The following is a 13,320-nucleotide window of genomic DNA, read 5'->3' as shown; positions in this document are numbered from 1 at the left end:
ATGACACGCCTTGGGCCGTCCGCGAACGGCGTGGTCGTCAACACGACAGGACAAAAACGGCGCAGCCTCTTGCGAGACGCGCGCCCGATCATCCTGCCGCGTTCGAACACCGCGCGCGGCCACCGCATCCCGCCCCGCGTATCGTGACGATCGCGAAACGCCCCTCATGACGGGGCGGGACAAGAAGGAATATAGTCCTATAGAAGAAGGAGTCAAGCTTAGTCATTAGGGCCTAACGGCCTTAATCTTGTTGAACCCATCGTCTGTGGCGATTTGCTCAGATAGGAAATCAACCCAGCCTTCTGAGTATGTGTAATCCCGGTGTGCTGAGTGATAAACGCAATATTTTTTGTTCGTGTTCTCGGGTTGAGCCGCACCTTTGGGTGGGCGTACTTTGTATAATCGCCACGCTTGAGTGTGATGACTAAGCAAGAATTTCTTGTTGGCCTTTTTTGCTACCAGTTTCGCAATTGTTGATGGCTTATAGGGGTATTGATCGTCAGCCAGTTTGTATTTCTCTAAGACGTTGTTGACGTCTTTCGCTTGGTCAGTGCCGGGCTTAATAAAATTAATTCCAGCCGCACTCTTCGACGCGCTGTTGAGGCTATAAAAAACTTGAAACTGATATTCCAGGTCTGACAATTCTTTGTCAGACAATCCTTGCTTGAGATTTGCATCAAGTGCCGATATTTTTTCCGGTATCTCGTAATTTTGAAATGAATTTATTTGATCGATATCAAGCTTTGCAAATTGCAGAGCAAAAGAAAGCTCTCGTTGAAGAGACAGCTTTTCCCCAAACAACTTCACGATGGTCGTTTCGTAGTTTAGACAGCAGGCTTGGAATAGCGTTGACCATCGTAGGTCAGTCCTACCGAGAAGCAGATGTTCGACCTCGTCGCGTATTCGCTTCATGGCTTTCAGATTATTCTTTATCCCTTGCGAAAGAGGGCAGTCTGCGCGCCCGAGCATTGAACCGAGGAGCAGAGAGTAACCATTTGAGGCTACTATTTTGACGCCTTTTCGAATGTAAAATTCATGAAGCAGATAGGTCCATGCGATATTGACCAGAACGGCAAATATTTCGGTCTTAAATTGACACGAAGGGCTATTGAATACGTGTACTGCGAGAATCATAGCTTCGCGAGATCGTATCAGCCTTTCATCGTCATACAGGTTTAGTCCCGTAGACCAATCGTAGGACTCCTTCTTTTTCTTATAAAAAACGACTTCGTCAGGGCTGGCGGGCTTTATGCTAGTGCTTTGCTTGACCCCGGTAATTCGCGCGCTGTTGACAGTTGTATGTCGCCCTATATTCACGAGCGCTTGGATGTCCTGATTGCGCCAGCCTTCGCCGAGAAGTGCTTTGACTATGCGTTTCTCTTCAGCCGTAAGGCTGCCGCCCTTTTTCTGGATAGCCATAATTTTTTACGCCCTCACACACCCTTCTCGCGCGACATCGTGATCCGCACGCCGGTCTTGGCGACGGTGCAGTGGATGTCGAGCTTGCGGTAGCGTGAGTCGATATTGTAGCCGCGGATGAGGTTGGTGCGGCTGACGCAGCGCTTCGCGCCCTTGACAGCATCCGGCTTGGGGATCGTGAACACCAGCGCCGCCGCCGTGCCGAGGAAATCGTAATAGGCTTCCGCCGGCTTTTTCTTGTCGGTGGAGGCGAATACGTCGTTGGTGCGGTTGCGGCTCGAGCAGCCGAGCGACGCCTGAGTCACAGCGGGATGCTCAAGGTAGATCACGCCCGCGACCGTCTTGCCGATCTTGAGACCGGGAATCTGGTTGACGAGATCCTTGGCAAGATCGTCGCAGCGGTCGGCGCGGGCAGGGGTGCTGCCGAGCATTGTGACCGCGACAAGCGCGGTGGCTGCACATCCGGACAATGAAATTCGTTTTGTCATGGTTTCCCCCCGTGGGTATTCAAGCGTGCGGCATTGCTTTGCGCAAGGTGGGCACTTTTGTCCCTCCTCCTTGTGGGGAGGGTGGTTTGTCGCGCGGATACGCGGCAAACCGGGTGGGGGTGTCATTCAGCGTCGAAGATTGCAAGCGTAACGATGTACCCCCACCCCGGCCTCGCTTCGCTTGGCCGACCCTCCCCACAAGGGGGAGGGAGAAGATGCGTCGTTGTGAGAATTCAAAACCCGTGGATCATCACGCTGATCGCGAATCCGACGATCAGCACAACATTGAACAGCGTCGGGACCGCGACGAGGAACGTCGCGCGGCCGAGGTGTTCGTTATGCGCCGCATAGGCGATGGCGCAGGCGGCAATCAGCGGGAAGGCGATGATCTTCGCAATGGTTTCCACCGCGCCGAACGCACTCCTGAACTCGAGCCCGTGCGCGACGACCGACGGCATGTCGCTCAGCCACGCCATGATGATGATGGTGCCGAGTGCGACGATCGCGTGCCGCACGCGGCCCATGGCCGCGAACACGATCGCGGCGATGGCCAGCACCGGATGTGCGGCGAGGTGTGCTTTGACCAGACCGGCGCCGATGCCCGAGCCGATATGCGACATGTCGCCGAACAATGTCGGCGCGTCGGAGAGACCGAGCCCAGCCTCGATCAGGGCCAGAATAATGAGCACGGCGCGCAGCCCGAGCATTTGCGGGGCAGGCAAGGATGTGGGCTCGGGCGCGGCAGGATCGGCAATCACCGGCGTAGCGGGGGTCATGTCTGAAAGTCCTGATCGAAATCCATTCTGAAAGGCCGGAACTTAGCGCGTCCGCGCGCGGCGCACAGCCGCCCTGCAAGCGACGGATCAGCTTTGGGCCATCTTCCTTTTGTCGGAAAAGCGATTAGAACGGTTCAAACTTCAGACGAGGCGCGAGCCGGGCCCTTGAAAGTCCAGCGGTTTTCGCCTTTCCAACCCGCGAGACCCGTTATGAACGCTCCGACCGCCATCCCGTCGCCCAAGGCCGTTCCACCCTACAAGCACACCCCGCTGTTTCCGCTGGGCGCGGACAAGACGCCGTATCGCAAGATCACGACCGAGGGCGTCCGGGTCGAAACCGTGATGGGCAAGGAGATGCTGGTGGTGTCGCGCGAGGCGCTGCGCGCGCTGTCCGAAGCGGCCTTCGGCGACATCAACCACTATCTGCGGCCGGGGCATCTGGCGCAGCTTCGCAAGATCCTCGACGATCCCGAGGCGAGCGACAACGACAAGTTCGTTGCGTTCGACTTTCTGAAGAACGCCAACATCGCCGCCGGCGGCATCCTGCCGATGTGCCAGGACACCGGCACCGCGATCATCATGGGCAAGAAGGGCGCGCGGGTCATTACCGAGGGGGATGACGAAGCAGCCCTGAGCGAAGGCGCGCGCGATGCGTATCTGCGCCGCAACCTGCGCTATTCGCAGGTGGCGCCTTTGTCGATGTTCGAGGAGAAGAACACCGCCAACAACATGCCGGCGCAGACCGAGATCTATGCCGAGGGCGATGACGCCTACAAGTTCATGTTCATGGCGAAGGGCGGCGGAAGCGCCAACAAGAGCTTCCTGTTTCAGGGCACACCCTCGCTGCTGACCAAGGATCGCCTGCACGCGTTCCTGAAGGAGAAGGTGCTGACGCTCGGCACCGCCGCGTGTCCGCCGTATCACCTCGCCATCGTCATCGGCGGCACCTCTGCCGAACTCTGCATGAAGACGGTGAAGCTTGCGTCGGCGCGCTATCTCGATGAACTGCCGACGCAGGGCTCGCCGGACGGCAACGCGTTCCGCGATCTGGAGATGGAGCAGGAAATTTTGAAGATGACGCAGTCGCTCGGCGTTGGCGCGCAGTTCGGCGGCAAGTATTTCTGCCACGATGTGCGGGTGATCCGGCTGCCGCGCCACGGCGCGTCGCTCCCCATTGGCCTCGGGGTGTCCTGCTCGGCCGACCGTCAGGTGCTCGGCAAGATCACCAAGGACGGCGTGTATCTCGAAGAGCTGGAGCACAATCCGGCGAAATATCTGCCCGAGGTCGAGGCGAAGCTCGGCGGCGAGGTGGTGCAGATCGACCTCAACAAGCCGATGAAGGACATCCTCGCCACACTGACGCAGTATCCGACCAAGACGCGGCTGTCGCTCACCGGCACCATGATCGTGGCGCGTGACTCCGCTCATGCGAAATTGCGTGAGCGCCTTGAGAAGGGCGAGCCGCTGCCGGACTACTTCAAGAACCATCCGATCTATTACGCAGGTCCCGCGAAGACTCCGGAAGGCTATGCTTCGGGTTCGTTCGGTCCGACCACGGCGGGACGCATGGATTCGTTCGTCGACCAGTTCCAGGCGGCAGGCGGCTCGATGGTGATGCTGGCAAAGGGCAACCGCTCGGCGGCGGTGCGCGACGCCTGCAAGAAGTACGGCGGGTTCTATCTCGGCTCGATCGGCGGCTCGGCGGCGAACCTCGCCGAGCACTGCATCAAGAAGGTCGAGGTGGTGGAATATCCCGAACTCGGCATGGAAGCGATCTGGCGCATCGAGGTCGAGAACTTCCCCGCGTTCATCATCATGGACGACAAGGGCAACGACTTCTTCAAGGAATTGAATCTGGGGTAGCCTTTGATGCTGACGCTGTTCGGGCCCGGACCGGCGTCAGCTTCAAATTTAGGGAGCCGATTTGACCGTCGTGGAATGCGATACGCCGTTGTTGAGCATGCTGGATCGCAGTGTGATCGAGGCTGCGTATTTTCGGGACTCGTATAGGGCTCCCTTGAGCCGTCCGCAGGCGAGCGTGACCGATATCTTCATCGCCATCTTCGCCCACCATCCGGTGTGGATGAAGGCTATCCTGATCGTGCGAAACCGGATTGTCCGCTTGTTCGGTCTCGATGCGGCATCGGACTCCGAAATTCTCAACTTCACGTCCAAGAACAGCTACAGCGTCGGCGACAAGATCGGTGTCTGGCCGATCTATATTCTGACGGAGAACGAACTCGTTGCCGGCCGCGATAACAAGCATCTGGACTTCAGGCTCTCGGTGCTGAAGGTCATGGATGCCGAAACGGCGAGCGTCATCGTGACGACGATCTGCACCGTGCATAATCTGTTCGGAAAGCTCTACCTGTTCTTCATCGTGCCGTTTCACAAATGGGGTGTGAAGCGGATCATTTCAAACGCGGTCGCCGCAGGACGATTGTAACGCTCGTCGTTAGGGCGTGGGACGGATCGATACAATGCATCGCTCAAGCCTGTTTGCTGCAATCGTCATGATGCTGATGTGCGGCGCGACTTCCGCCCTGGCGGATTGCCGCGAGGATCATGCGGCCGCCGATCAGAACGTCCGCAGGGCGCGTGCCGGTATCGAAAAGCTCACTGACAGCACCGACGCTGCGATGTGCGCGGCCTATCGCCGGTACATCGCGGCGCTGACCGGGCAGCGCGGCGTCATCGAACGCTGCGACGCCGGTCCCAACCGCGCGCAGAATGTCGGCGCGATCGATACTGCGATTGCGGATTACAGAAAGCGCGTCGAGGGAGTCTGCAAACGGTGACGCGTGCCGTCGCAGGTTACTTCCCCGGTGCGATGCCCTTGAACGACAGCCGCAACGCCGCAGCGACACGCGGATCGTTTTTCTTCCACATGCCGTCGCTGATCAGCGATGCCACGCCATGCGCGACCGCCCATGCCAGCGCCAGCGCATCCGTATCGACCGGCTTGCCTGGATCGGTCTGAACGCCGGCGACTGCGACGCGCAGTTGCTCGAATGAATCCGGAATGCCGTCGACTTCAGCGTGGCTGTTCGAGCCGAAGCGGCTGAACGCGAGGCGAAACAGCCGCGGCTCCGCGGAGGCGAAGTCGATATAGGCCATCGCCGCGGCGCTCAGGCGCTCCTTGCCCTTCAGTCCTTCTGTCGCCTTTTGCGTCCGTTTCGCCAGCAGTAGCAGCGCCTCGGCGGCGACGGCGGCCAGCAATTCATCCTTGTCCGCAAAGTGCTTGTAGGCGGCGCCCGAGGTGACGCCGGCGTCGCGGGCGGCTTCGCGCAGGCTGAAGTTCTCCGCGCCGCCCTTGCGGACGCGCTCCATCGCGAGAGCAACCAGGGCGCTGCGCAGGTCGCCGTGGTGATAGGCCTCTTTTTTTACCGGCTTCATGTAACTGGTGTTTACATTGGCCTGGCCGAGTCGTAAAGTATGCACTGCTTACTTAAAACCAGAAGCATCAGGGAGGACAAACAATGAGCCAGGTGGAAGCAGGGGCCGATACGCCGTTCTGGGAGCGGGGCAATCTCGCCCCGGTTCGGGAGGAGGTGACCGCGTTCGATCTGCCAGTGGAAGGCGCGATTCCGCCCGAACTGAACGGGCTTTATGCGCGCAACGGGGCCAATCCGCGCGAGGGTCATTCCGGCCACTGGTTCATGGGCGACGGCATGCTGCACGGCGTCTCGCTGAACAACGGCAAGGCGGAGTGGTACCGCAACCGCTGGGTCCGCACCCCGCGCTTCAACGGCGCGCCGCGCCGGCCGGGTGTTCCCGATATCCGTGCATCGACTGCCAACACCAACGTCATCGCGCATGCCGGAAAGATCATGGCGCTGGTCGAGAACGCGCTGCCGATGATGATGACCCGCGATCTCGATACGGTCGGCTTCCACGATTACGGCGGCAAGCTCGACACGGCGTTCACGGCGCATCCGAAAATCTGCCCGGCCACGGGCGAACTGCATTTCTTCGGTTACGGCTTCGTGCCGCCGTTCCTGACCTATCATGCGGTGGACGCGAGCGGCGCGCTGATGTGCAGCATTCCGATCCCGACCAAGGCGCCGACCATGATGCATGACTTCGCGATGACGTCGGAGCACGTGATCTTCATGGATCTGCCGGTGGTGTTCGACATGCCGGCCGCGCAGCGCGGCACCATGCCGTTCGCGTGGAACGACAGCTATGGCGCGCGGCTCGGAATCCTCAAGCGCGGCGCGGGCATCGAATCCCTGCGCTGGGTGGAAGTCGAGCCGGGCTATGTCTTCCACGTCGCCAACGCCTTCGAGGAAGCGGACGGCACCATCGTGATCGATGTGGCCTGGTACAGTGAACTCTGGCGCGGCGGGCCTTCGGCGACGAGCTTCGACAAGGCAATCCTGAAGCGCTGGCGGATTCCGCCCGGTGCCACCAAGGCCCAGGAGCAGCAGCTCGATGACCGCGCCATTGAATTCCCGCGCGTCAATGAGAGCCTGACCGGTTCGCATCACAACATCGTCTATTCAGTCGATACCGGAACGGATCTCGCATCGACGCGATACAGCAGCGTGCGCAAATACGATCTGAAGTCGGGCAAGAGCACGGTGCACGATTTCAGGACCGGCCTGCCGGGCGAATTTGTGCACGTCGCGCCCGACGGCAGCAGCGGTGAAGACGACGGCTGGCTGATGGGATTTGTCTACGACCGCGCGCGCGATGCCAGCGATTTCATCATTCTCGATGCGCAGAACATCGAGTCCAAGCCGGTGGCGCGGATTCAGTTGCCGGCGCGGGTGCCGCAGGGCTTTCACGGCAACTGGATGCCGGGGGTGTAATGGATTTTGCCGCGTTGGTGAGGCTGTAATCTCCGCTCATTCCCGCGCAAGCGGGAATCCAGTTCTTCAAGCCAGGACTGGGTCCCCGCTTTCGCGGGGACGAGCGGTTGAAGATGCGCGGAGCAAGAAGTTGTCATGGCCGGGCATAGCCGTTCGAAGAACGGCGTCGCTTTCGCTCGCCTATGACCCGGCCATCCGCGCCTCAAACATATTGTGAGCGAAGGAACAAAGACGTGGATCACCGGGACAAGCCCGGTGATGACGACTGTGCGTGCAGAAAAATTTGCGCCGACAGGCGGAGCTCACTAGCTGTTTTCGTTGCTACAGCCCCTCACCCCAACCCTCTCCCCGTAAACGGGGAGAGGGAGAAGGTCTTACGCCCGCGTTCCCTTGAACGGGAAGCTGCCCATCGGGCCGATGCTGACATCGCCGGAGATGGAGTCGCCGTCGACCTTGCCGGTAAAAGCCAGCGTCAGCGGCATCGGATTGGTGATCGAGGCCTTCCATGCCACGTCGTTTCCATTGACCGTTCCGTCAACGATATCGGCTTCGTTGCCGTCCGCCGCCTGCTTGCCGGTCAGCGCGCCGCCATCGGATTTCAGCGTCAGCGTCGCATCGCGATCGCCAAGCGGCGTGCTCAGGGTGATATTCCAGTTTCCGTCAACTGCCATGTGTTTCCCTCTCTCCGCGTCCCGCAAGCCTGAATTGGTCTGAAGCAGGACGCGCCAGCGCCGATATAGCGTATTTTGCACTGCCGGCGCCAATTTTGTCAGGTGCGATTTGTCACGCGGCGGACATATCCGCGCCGGAACCCCCATGCGCGAAGACCGTTTGTCCCGGCGCTGGTGTGGTGGCTCGCATGTCCGCTCCATCTGCAGCACGCTTTTGCGGAGTTGCGAGCCAAACCACACCAGATTCACTACCAGGGTCCTTTTGAATCCGAAGTTCGCCATGGCGCCCGCCGCAAACGTGAAGCGAACTTCGGTTTTCAGGACACCAGAGGAGCCGAGCCATGGGAGAGCTAAAGCGGGAAGTGCCCTCGCATGCGGTTCACCTTTGCATCGATATGCAGCGGATATTTTCCAGCGACGGTCCCTGGCCGACGCCCTGGATGGAGCGGGTGCTTCCCAATGCGCTCGCCCTGACGGGGCATGCGCCGGTGCGGACCATTTTCACGCGCTTCATCACGCCGCATCGCGCGTGCGATATGCCGGGCACCTGGGCGCGCTACTACGAGAAGTGGCCGGAAACGACACGCGAGAGGCTCGATCCGCGCCTGCTGGAGTTGATGCCTGAATTGCAGAGATTCGTGCCGCCGGCCGTTGTGTTCGACAAACTGGTTTATTCGGCATTCGCCAATGGCCGGCTGCACGCAGAACTGCGTGCGCGGCAATGCGACACTCTGATTGTCAGCGGATCGGAGACCGATGTCTGCGTGTTGTCGTCGGTGCTCGGCGCCGTCGATCATGGCTATCGCGTGATCCTGGCCGCTGACGCCGTTTGCAGTTCATCGGACGAGAGCCACGATGCGCTGACCGATCTTTATCGCCGGCGTTTCGACGTGCAGATCGAGATTGCAGATACGGAGCAGATCATCGAAAAATGGGGAAGATAACGTGCGGCTTCAGGTTGCCGCCGCCGCTGCCGCCGCGGCCCGCAGTTTCCGGGTGATGGTGACCCGGAACACCACATACTGAATGGCGAATGCCAGCACCTTGGCGCCGATGGCGATCACGGTCACGTAAAACGCCCACAGTTTCACGTCGCCAATCATGGCGAACACAATGACACCGATGCCGAGGACGAACATCAGAACGGCCCAGGCATAGCCTGCGATGGTGACGAGGCGAGGGATGTTCTCCTGCACAATCGGCGGCAGGTAACGCAGCATCCAGCCTTTGCGCAGCATGATCGCGCCGATGGCGAAATGCGCGATGCTGGGTTTGATCAGGACGAAGCGGGGATCTTTTGTCAGCAGCGTCGCGCTGCCGAGGACGATAACGAGCCCGAGGCTCGCCCACGTCATGATGTCGAGTTTCTGCTGCTTGATCCGCGCGCGGATGAATTGCCCGATCGCGCCTGCGATGGCGACGCCTGTCGCGATCAAGATGTCTCCCGTCGCGGCATAGACCACGAGGAAGACGATGGTGGAGAAGAAATCGACGAAGAGCTGACGAAAGACGGCGGCCATGCCGCAACTGTCACACGGGGCCGGGCGCAGGAGCAAGGGCTTTCGGGGCTTCCGGAGCGTGGCGGAACGGGACGGGCAAGCCGCGCACCTTGGCGGCGGGCTTGCAGGCGCAATCGGTCACCGTGCCGGTGACGTCGGTCTGCGATACCAGCGGCTCAGTCGTGTCGTCGCCGGCGAGAGAAACGCCGGTGAGCGTCAGGACAATTGCGAGACTGCCCCAGATCGCGACGCTTGGCTTCGCGCTGGTGGTTCGCCCGAACACGATCTGGGCGACGACCACGGAGATCGCGGCCAAGGCCGCCAGCACGACATCGCCGACGAGAGCGAAGGCCGCGAAAAAGACAGCAGTCGAGAGGAAGCCGAGGACAATCTTGAGAGCAGTGCGGGCCATCGAAGGCTCCTTGAGTTTGTAACGGATTGCGCTGTGGTCGGGATCAGGCAGCAGCCGCATTGGCGCTGGCCGCGATCTCGGCGCGAACGTGCTTCGGGTACCATTTCGTGAAGTAGACGGCGGTGTTGCGGGCGGCGAACGCGATAGCGGCGCAAACCCACAGCGGGGTGCTGGGCAGATAGATCGAGACAATGTCCGCGACCAGCATCAGAACGAAGGCGGCGCTCCAGACCCAGGTGAGGATGTAGTTGGTCCGCATAAAGCGCGGCAGCTTGGCGGTTTCGGCATCGACCACTTCCCGCGCATGCTGCAGCGTGAAAGGGACGCGGATTGCGATCGAACCGAGCGCGATGGCCAGAATGCTGCCGTCGACGGCAAGGCGGACGGATGTCGGGCTCATCTCGGCGGCGGCGATAAAGTGATATCCGGCCAGCGACGTGAAAATAACCAGGGCGCCGATGGGCAGCATCTTGATCGAGCGGCCTTCGATCATATCTCGCAGGACCAGGCCGAGGGCGACCGCCGCGCTGGCTGCGAGGCTGACCTTGACCGTGGTCAGCAGCATGAGCGTGGCGAAGGTGGCGAACGGGGCAAGAATTAAAAAGAGGGCCATGGCTGCCTGCCTGGGAATATCTTGACGCTGTAAAGATGCATTTAGTCGCCTTCATGGCTGTCGTCAAGGAAAATCTTGACAGCGTCAAAATGCATACCTAGATTGCGATCATGGGTGCTCAAAACGCAGCAAAGCGGGAGAAACTCCCCAAGGCCGCAGCGGCTGGTAGAAAGCCGCTGTCCAAGCCCGTGTCTGTGAAAAAAACCACTCCCTCCGCAGCCAAAGCCGCACACAAGCCTGATCGCGAGCAGCCGTATCATCACGGCGATTTGCACGGCGCTTTGCTCAAGGCGGCTAAAGAGGTTGCCGAGCGTGAGGGAATCAATGGGCTGACGCTGCGCGCGGTGGCCCGCGAGGCAGGCGTTTCTCATGCCGCGCCGTCCCATCATTTTGGCGACGTCACCGGCCTGCTCAGCGAACTGGCGGCGATCGGGTTCACGAAATTTTCCGAGCAGCTCGGTGCGGCGACGTGCAGCGAGACCGCTCCGGAAGCCGTCGCCGCGCGCAAGGCCAGCGCCTACGTCTCCTTTGCGCGCGAGAATCCCTGCCTTTTCCAGTTGATGTTCCGCGGTGAACGGCTCGATCACGACAGGCCAGCGCTGCGCGAGGCGTCCGAATCCGCTTTCCGGAAACTCGCCGGCATCGTTGCGGCGCGCCGTCACGAAGAGGTCGTACCCGACCATCTGACGCTGGAGCAGGCGGCCGATATCGCGCGAATCTGGTCGCTGGTTCACGGCTTCGCGATGCTCTATCTCGACGGCCGGCTCTCGCCGATCATGGATGGCCTGCCGCCCGGCACCACCGAAGAGTCGCTGCTGGCCGCGATGCTGATGCCGGACCATCGGCCGCTTTAACTTGAAGCCTTCAAGCTGCTGACATTTTGAGCTGGTTGCCCGGATGCCGTGCCGGCGAAGGCGCTCGCGGGTATCACCGTCATCATGAAAACGCTGTGAAATGTGCCCGGCACGATCTGGAACCTGTTTTGCAAGGGTGTGTTGTCACACGTCTCGCGGTTGGTCGCGACAGGCGTGTGGATCGTTCATGGGCCTGACGCGAAAATCATGTCATGATGCGTGGAATCGCATTAGAACACGGCCATAAGCCTTCAGTCTTCTCGTATCGTTCCTCGTTCGTCCTGCAGTGAGCCATGCCCGAAATATCCTCGAACAAGCCCTATCGCATCGGCCGCTCCAAGACCGGCCTCGGTCTCTTCGCCACCAAGAAGATCAAGAAGGGCACCAAGATCATCCGCTATTTCGGGCCGATGCTCGATTCGAAGAACAAGAAGCACGACGACATCGACAACAAGTATCTGTTCGAAATCAACAATCGCTGGACCATCGACGGTTCGGTCCGCAAGAATATCGCCCGCTACATCAACCACGCCTGCCGCCCGAACGCCGAATCCGACGTCAATTCGCGCAAGCGCAAGGTTGTGATCCGCGCCATCAAGACCATCCAGCCGGGCGAGGAAATCAACTACGATTACGGTACCGATTACTTCAAGATCTTCCTCAAGCCGATCGGCTGCAAGTGCGACCACTGCGAGAAGAAGCGTGCCAAGAAACGCGCCGAGGCTCGCGCGGAAAAGCTGCGGCTGAAGCTGAAGGCCGAGAAGAAGGCCGCCAAAAAGGCGCTCAAGGTCGGCAGGAAAGCTGACAAGTCTGTGAAGAAGGCCGTCAAGGCAGTGAAGGCGACAGCCGTATCGAAGCGCAAGACCGTGCTGGCGGGCGCAAAGACGGGTGTAAAGGCCAATCCGCACGCTCGAGGCACCGGCAAGCCGACCAAGACCAAGTCGGCGCGGACCCGGCCGCTCTCACAGCTTGTCCAGGCGCAAAACGCGGGCCGTGCGAAACAGGCTTAGCAGAATTCCGGTCTGCTATTCGGCTATGACGGCTTCGACGGCCTTGATGGTCTGCTGGATCGCCGCGATTTCCTGAATCAGGGCCTTTGAAAGGGCAGGCGCGCCGGAGCCCATCTGCATCACCAGTTCGCGGCGGCGCTCGCGCAGCAGAACGAGCGGCAGGCGGTGATCGAACGTGTCTTCGGTGGTCATTCCAAATTCCGCTTCGATAACCGACATCTTCGGCTCCCATCAACGACAGGGACCAAAGCTAGCGGACCCGGATTAAATGGCCGGAACGGAGATCGTTAAACTTTTATCGAAAAATCGAGCCGGGCGGACAGGATGTCCGGCCCGGCTTTCGCTTGGGGGGACGGGTGTTAGCGCGCCGCAACGGCGCCTTCGCTCTTGCGCAGCCCGATGAACTCCAGTTCCGCGAACACGCCGACGGCAATCGCCTGCATCACGATGAAGGCCTGCCCGAGGAGGTTGGGAGAGACCCAGCCGCTGGCGAGCAGCACGATGCTGTCGATGGTCCAGATCGCGTTGATGACGATCACAGCCCATACCGCAGCCTTTGACATCATGTCGCGCGAGGCGAGGTAACCGACGCCGAGGGTAAACACCACCAGCACGAGGCCGGTGTTGCGCAGAAATGTTTCCGGCAGATTCAGCAGCGAAGCAAAGAAGCCGGCGCCGAACACCAGCATCAGCGCGGCGGCACCGCTGAAGATCGCATCGATCTGAAGGGCGCGGCGCAGGAAGGGGGACGCATTGATCATGTC

General features: G+C 60.3%; 17 protein-coding genes. 7 read left to right on the top strand and 10 right to left on the bottom strand.

What is annotated here, in order from left to right; translation table 11 throughout:
• Positions 1-225: 225 nt before the first annotated feature.
• The 3 genes from I554_RS0123530 to I554_RS0123520 all read right to left on the bottom strand — a co-directional run bounded on the left by I554_RS0123530 (position 226) and on the right by I554_RS0123520 (position 2,683).
• Positions 226-1,419 (bottom strand): DUF3644 domain-containing protein, encoded by a 1,194-nt coding sequence (locus I554_RS0123530; RefSeq protein WP_024577063.1) that lies wholly within the window; start codon positions 1,417-1,419, stop codon positions 226-228.
• Positions 1,420-1,433: 14 nt separating this feature from the next.
• On the bottom strand, positions 1,434-1,907 hold the full coding sequence (locus I554_RS0123525) for a hypothetical protein (protein WP_024577064.1): 474 nt from the start codon (positions 1,905-1,907) through the stop codon (positions 1,434-1,436).
• 233 nt (positions 1,908-2,140) lie between these two features.
• On the bottom strand, positions 2,141-2,683 hold the full coding sequence (locus I554_RS0123520; protein ID WP_024577065.1) for a hypothetical protein: 543 nt from the start codon (positions 2,681-2,683) through the stop codon (positions 2,141-2,143).
• A gap of 210 nt (positions 2,684-2,893) precedes the next feature.
• Here I554_RS0123520 and I554_RS0123515 point away from each other — a divergent pair, with 210 nt between their 5' ends.
• The 3 genes from I554_RS0123515 (at position 2,894) to I554_RS0123505 (ending at position 5,481) form a co-directional block, all read left to right on the top strand.
• Positions 2,894-4,546: a fumarate hydratase gene (locus I554_RS0123515; RefSeq protein WP_024577066.1), complete on the top strand. Its 1,653-nt coding sequence runs from the start codon at positions 2,894-2,896 to the stop codon at positions 4,544-4,546.
• Positions 4,547-4,616: 70 nt separating this feature from the next.
• Entirely contained in the window at positions 4,617-5,129 is a 513-nt protein-coding gene (locus tag I554_RS0123510; RefSeq protein ID WP_244432841.1) for a DUF2867 domain-containing protein, read from the top strand.
• Positions 5,130-5,163: 34 nt separating this feature from the next.
• Positions 5,164-5,481, top strand: a complete 318-nt coding sequence (locus tag I554_RS0123505; RefSeq protein ID WP_024578193.1) for a hypothetical protein — start codon at positions 5,164-5,166, stop codon at positions 5,479-5,481.
• A 16-nt stretch (positions 5,482-5,497) separates the two neighbouring features.
• Here I554_RS0123505 and I554_RS0123500 read toward each other — a convergent pair whose 3' ends face one another.
• Positions 5,498-6,079 carry a TetR/AcrR family transcriptional regulator gene (locus I554_RS0123500; RefSeq protein ID WP_024577069.1) on the bottom strand — a complete coding sequence of 194 codons (582 nt, stop codon included), beginning with the start codon at positions 6,077-6,079 and terminating at the stop codon, positions 5,498-5,500.
• Between the two features lie 83 nt (positions 6,080-6,162).
• Between I554_RS0123500 and I554_RS0123495 the strand changes: the two genes are divergently transcribed.
• Complete coding sequence (locus tag I554_RS0123495) at positions 6,163-7,497, top strand: carotenoid oxygenase family protein (RefSeq protein ID WP_024577070.1); 1,335 nt, start codon at positions 6,163-6,165, stop codon at positions 7,495-7,497.
• A 374-nt stretch (positions 7,498-7,871) separates the two neighbouring features.
• On the opposite strand, the gene I554_RS0123490 is transcribed toward I554_RS0123495, so the two are convergent.
• Positions 7,872-8,168 carry a hypothetical protein gene (locus I554_RS0123490; protein WP_024577071.1) on the bottom strand — a complete coding sequence of 99 codons (297 nt, stop codon included), beginning with the start codon at positions 8,166-8,168 and terminating at the stop codon, positions 7,872-7,874.
• Between the two features lie 341 nt (positions 8,169-8,509).
• Between I554_RS0123490 and I554_RS0123485 the strand changes: the two genes are divergently transcribed.
• Positions 8,510-9,112 carry an isochorismatase family cysteine hydrolase gene (locus I554_RS0123485; RefSeq protein WP_024577072.1) on the top strand — a complete coding sequence of 201 codons (603 nt, stop codon included), beginning with the start codon at positions 8,510-8,512 and terminating at the stop codon, positions 9,110-9,112.
• A 9-nt stretch (positions 9,113-9,121) separates the two neighbouring features.
• Here I554_RS0123485 and I554_RS0123480 read toward each other — a convergent pair whose 3' ends face one another.
• The 3 genes from I554_RS0123480 to I554_RS0123470 are packed head-to-tail and all read right to left on the bottom strand — an operon-like array spanning position 9,122 to position 10,692.
• Positions 9,122-9,688 (bottom strand): septation protein IspZ, encoded by a 567-nt coding sequence (locus I554_RS0123480; protein WP_024577073.1) that lies wholly within the window; start codon positions 9,686-9,688, stop codon positions 9,122-9,124.
• A 10-nt stretch (positions 9,689-9,698) separates the two neighbouring features.
• Complete coding sequence (locus I554_RS0123475; protein ID WP_024577074.1) at positions 9,699-10,079, bottom strand: hypothetical protein; 381 nt, start codon at positions 10,077-10,079, stop codon at positions 9,699-9,701.
• Between the two features lie 43 nt (positions 10,080-10,122).
• Complete coding sequence (locus I554_RS0123470; protein WP_024577075.1) at positions 10,123-10,692, bottom strand: hypothetical protein; 570 nt, start codon at positions 10,690-10,692, stop codon at positions 10,123-10,125.
• A gap of 110 nt (positions 10,693-10,802) precedes the next feature.
• On the opposite strand from I554_RS0123470, the gene I554_RS0123465 reads away from it, so the two are divergent.
• Together I554_RS0123465 and I554_RS0123460 are read left to right on the top strand one after the other, a co-directional pair.
• Positions 10,803-11,546 carry a WHG domain-containing protein gene (locus tag I554_RS0123465; RefSeq protein ID WP_024577076.1) on the top strand — a complete coding sequence of 248 codons (744 nt, stop codon included), beginning with the start codon at positions 10,803-10,805 and terminating at the stop codon, positions 11,544-11,546.
• A 293-nt stretch (positions 11,547-11,839) separates the two neighbouring features.
• A complete protein-coding gene (locus I554_RS0123460; protein ID WP_024577077.1) occupies positions 11,840-12,556 on the top strand; it encodes an SET domain-containing protein in 717 nt (238 codons plus the stop codon).
• A 15-nt stretch (positions 12,557-12,571) separates the two neighbouring features.
• On the opposite strand, the gene I554_RS0123455 is transcribed toward I554_RS0123460, so the two are convergent.
• Positions 12,572-12,775 (bottom strand): hypothetical protein, encoded by a 204-nt coding sequence (locus tag I554_RS0123455; RefSeq protein WP_024577078.1) that lies wholly within the window; start codon positions 12,773-12,775, stop codon positions 12,572-12,574.
• A gap of 140 nt (positions 12,776-12,915) precedes the next feature.
• Positions 12,916-13,317 (bottom strand): hypothetical protein, encoded by a 402-nt coding sequence (locus I554_RS0123450; protein ID WP_024577079.1) that lies wholly within the window; start codon positions 13,315-13,317, stop codon positions 12,916-12,918.
• Between the last annotated feature and the right edge of the window lie 3 nt (positions 13,318-13,320).

The sequence above is a fragment of the Afipia sp. OHSU_II-C1 genome (assembly GCF_000497575.1).
In the GTDB taxonomy this organism is placed as follows: domain Bacteria; phylum Pseudomonadota; class Alphaproteobacteria; order Rhizobiales; family Xanthobacteraceae; genus Afipia.
The sequence above is the reverse complement of the archived record's forward strand: the minus strand, read 5'-3'. Positions and strand labels throughout refer to the sequence as shown.

Coding starts and splice junctions, on each gene's coding strand:
- I554_RS0123500 (WP_024577069.1), bottom strand. CDS start 6,079: ATGAAGCCGGTAAAAAAAGAGGCCTATCACCACGGCGACCTGCGCAGC.
- I554_RS0123450 (WP_024577079.1), bottom strand. CDS start 13,317: ATGATCAATGCGTCCCCCTTCCTGCGCCGCGCCCTTCAGATCGATGCG.
- I554_RS0123505 (WP_024578193.1), top strand. CDS start 5,164: ATGCATCGCTCAAGCCTGTTTGCTGCAATCGTCATGATGCTGATGTGC.
- I554_RS0123485 (WP_024577072.1), top strand. CDS start 8,510: ATGGGAGAGCTAAAGCGGGAAGTGCCCTCGCATGCGGTTCACCTTTGC.
- I554_RS0123470 (WP_024577075.1), bottom strand. CDS start 10,692: ATGGCCCTCTTTTTAATTCTTGCCCCGTTCGCCACCTTCGCCACGCTC.
- I554_RS0123515 (WP_024577066.1), top strand. CDS start 2,894: ATGAACGCTCCGACCGCCATCCCGTCGCCCAAGGCCGTTCCACCCTAC.
- I554_RS0123520 (WP_024577065.1), bottom strand. CDS start 2,683: ATGACCCCCGCTACGCCGGTGATTGCCGATCCTGCCGCGCCCGAGCCC.
- I554_RS0123495 (WP_024577070.1), top strand. CDS start 6,163: ATGAGCCAGGTGGAAGCAGGGGCCGATACGCCGTTCTGGGAGCGGGGC.
- I554_RS0123475 (WP_024577074.1), bottom strand. CDS start 10,079: ATGGCCCGCACTGCTCTCAAGATTGTCCTCGGCTTCCTCTCGACTGCT.
- I554_RS0123480 (WP_024577073.1), bottom strand. CDS start 9,688: ATGGCCGCCGTCTTTCGTCAGCTCTTCGTCGATTTCTTCTCCACCATC.
- I554_RS0123465 (WP_024577076.1), top strand. CDS start 10,803: ATGGGTGCTCAAAACGCAGCAAAGCGGGAGAAACTCCCCAAGGCCGCA.
- I554_RS0123490 (WP_024577071.1), bottom strand. CDS start 8,168: ATGGCAGTTGACGGAAACTGGAATATCACCCTGAGCACGCCGCTTGGC.
- I554_RS0123455 (WP_024577078.1), bottom strand. CDS start 12,775: ATGTCGGTTATCGAAGCGGAATTTGGAATGACCACCGAAGACACGTTC.
- I554_RS0123460 (WP_024577077.1), top strand. CDS start 11,840: ATGCCCGAAATATCCTCGAACAAGCCCTATCGCATCGGCCGCTCCAAG.
- I554_RS0123530 (WP_024577063.1), bottom strand. CDS start 1,419: ATGGCTATCCAGAAAAAGGGCGGCAGCCTTACGGCTGAAGAGAAACGC.
- I554_RS0123525 (WP_024577064.1), bottom strand. CDS start 1,907: ATGACAAAACGAATTTCATTGTCCGGATGTGCAGCCACCGCGCTTGTC.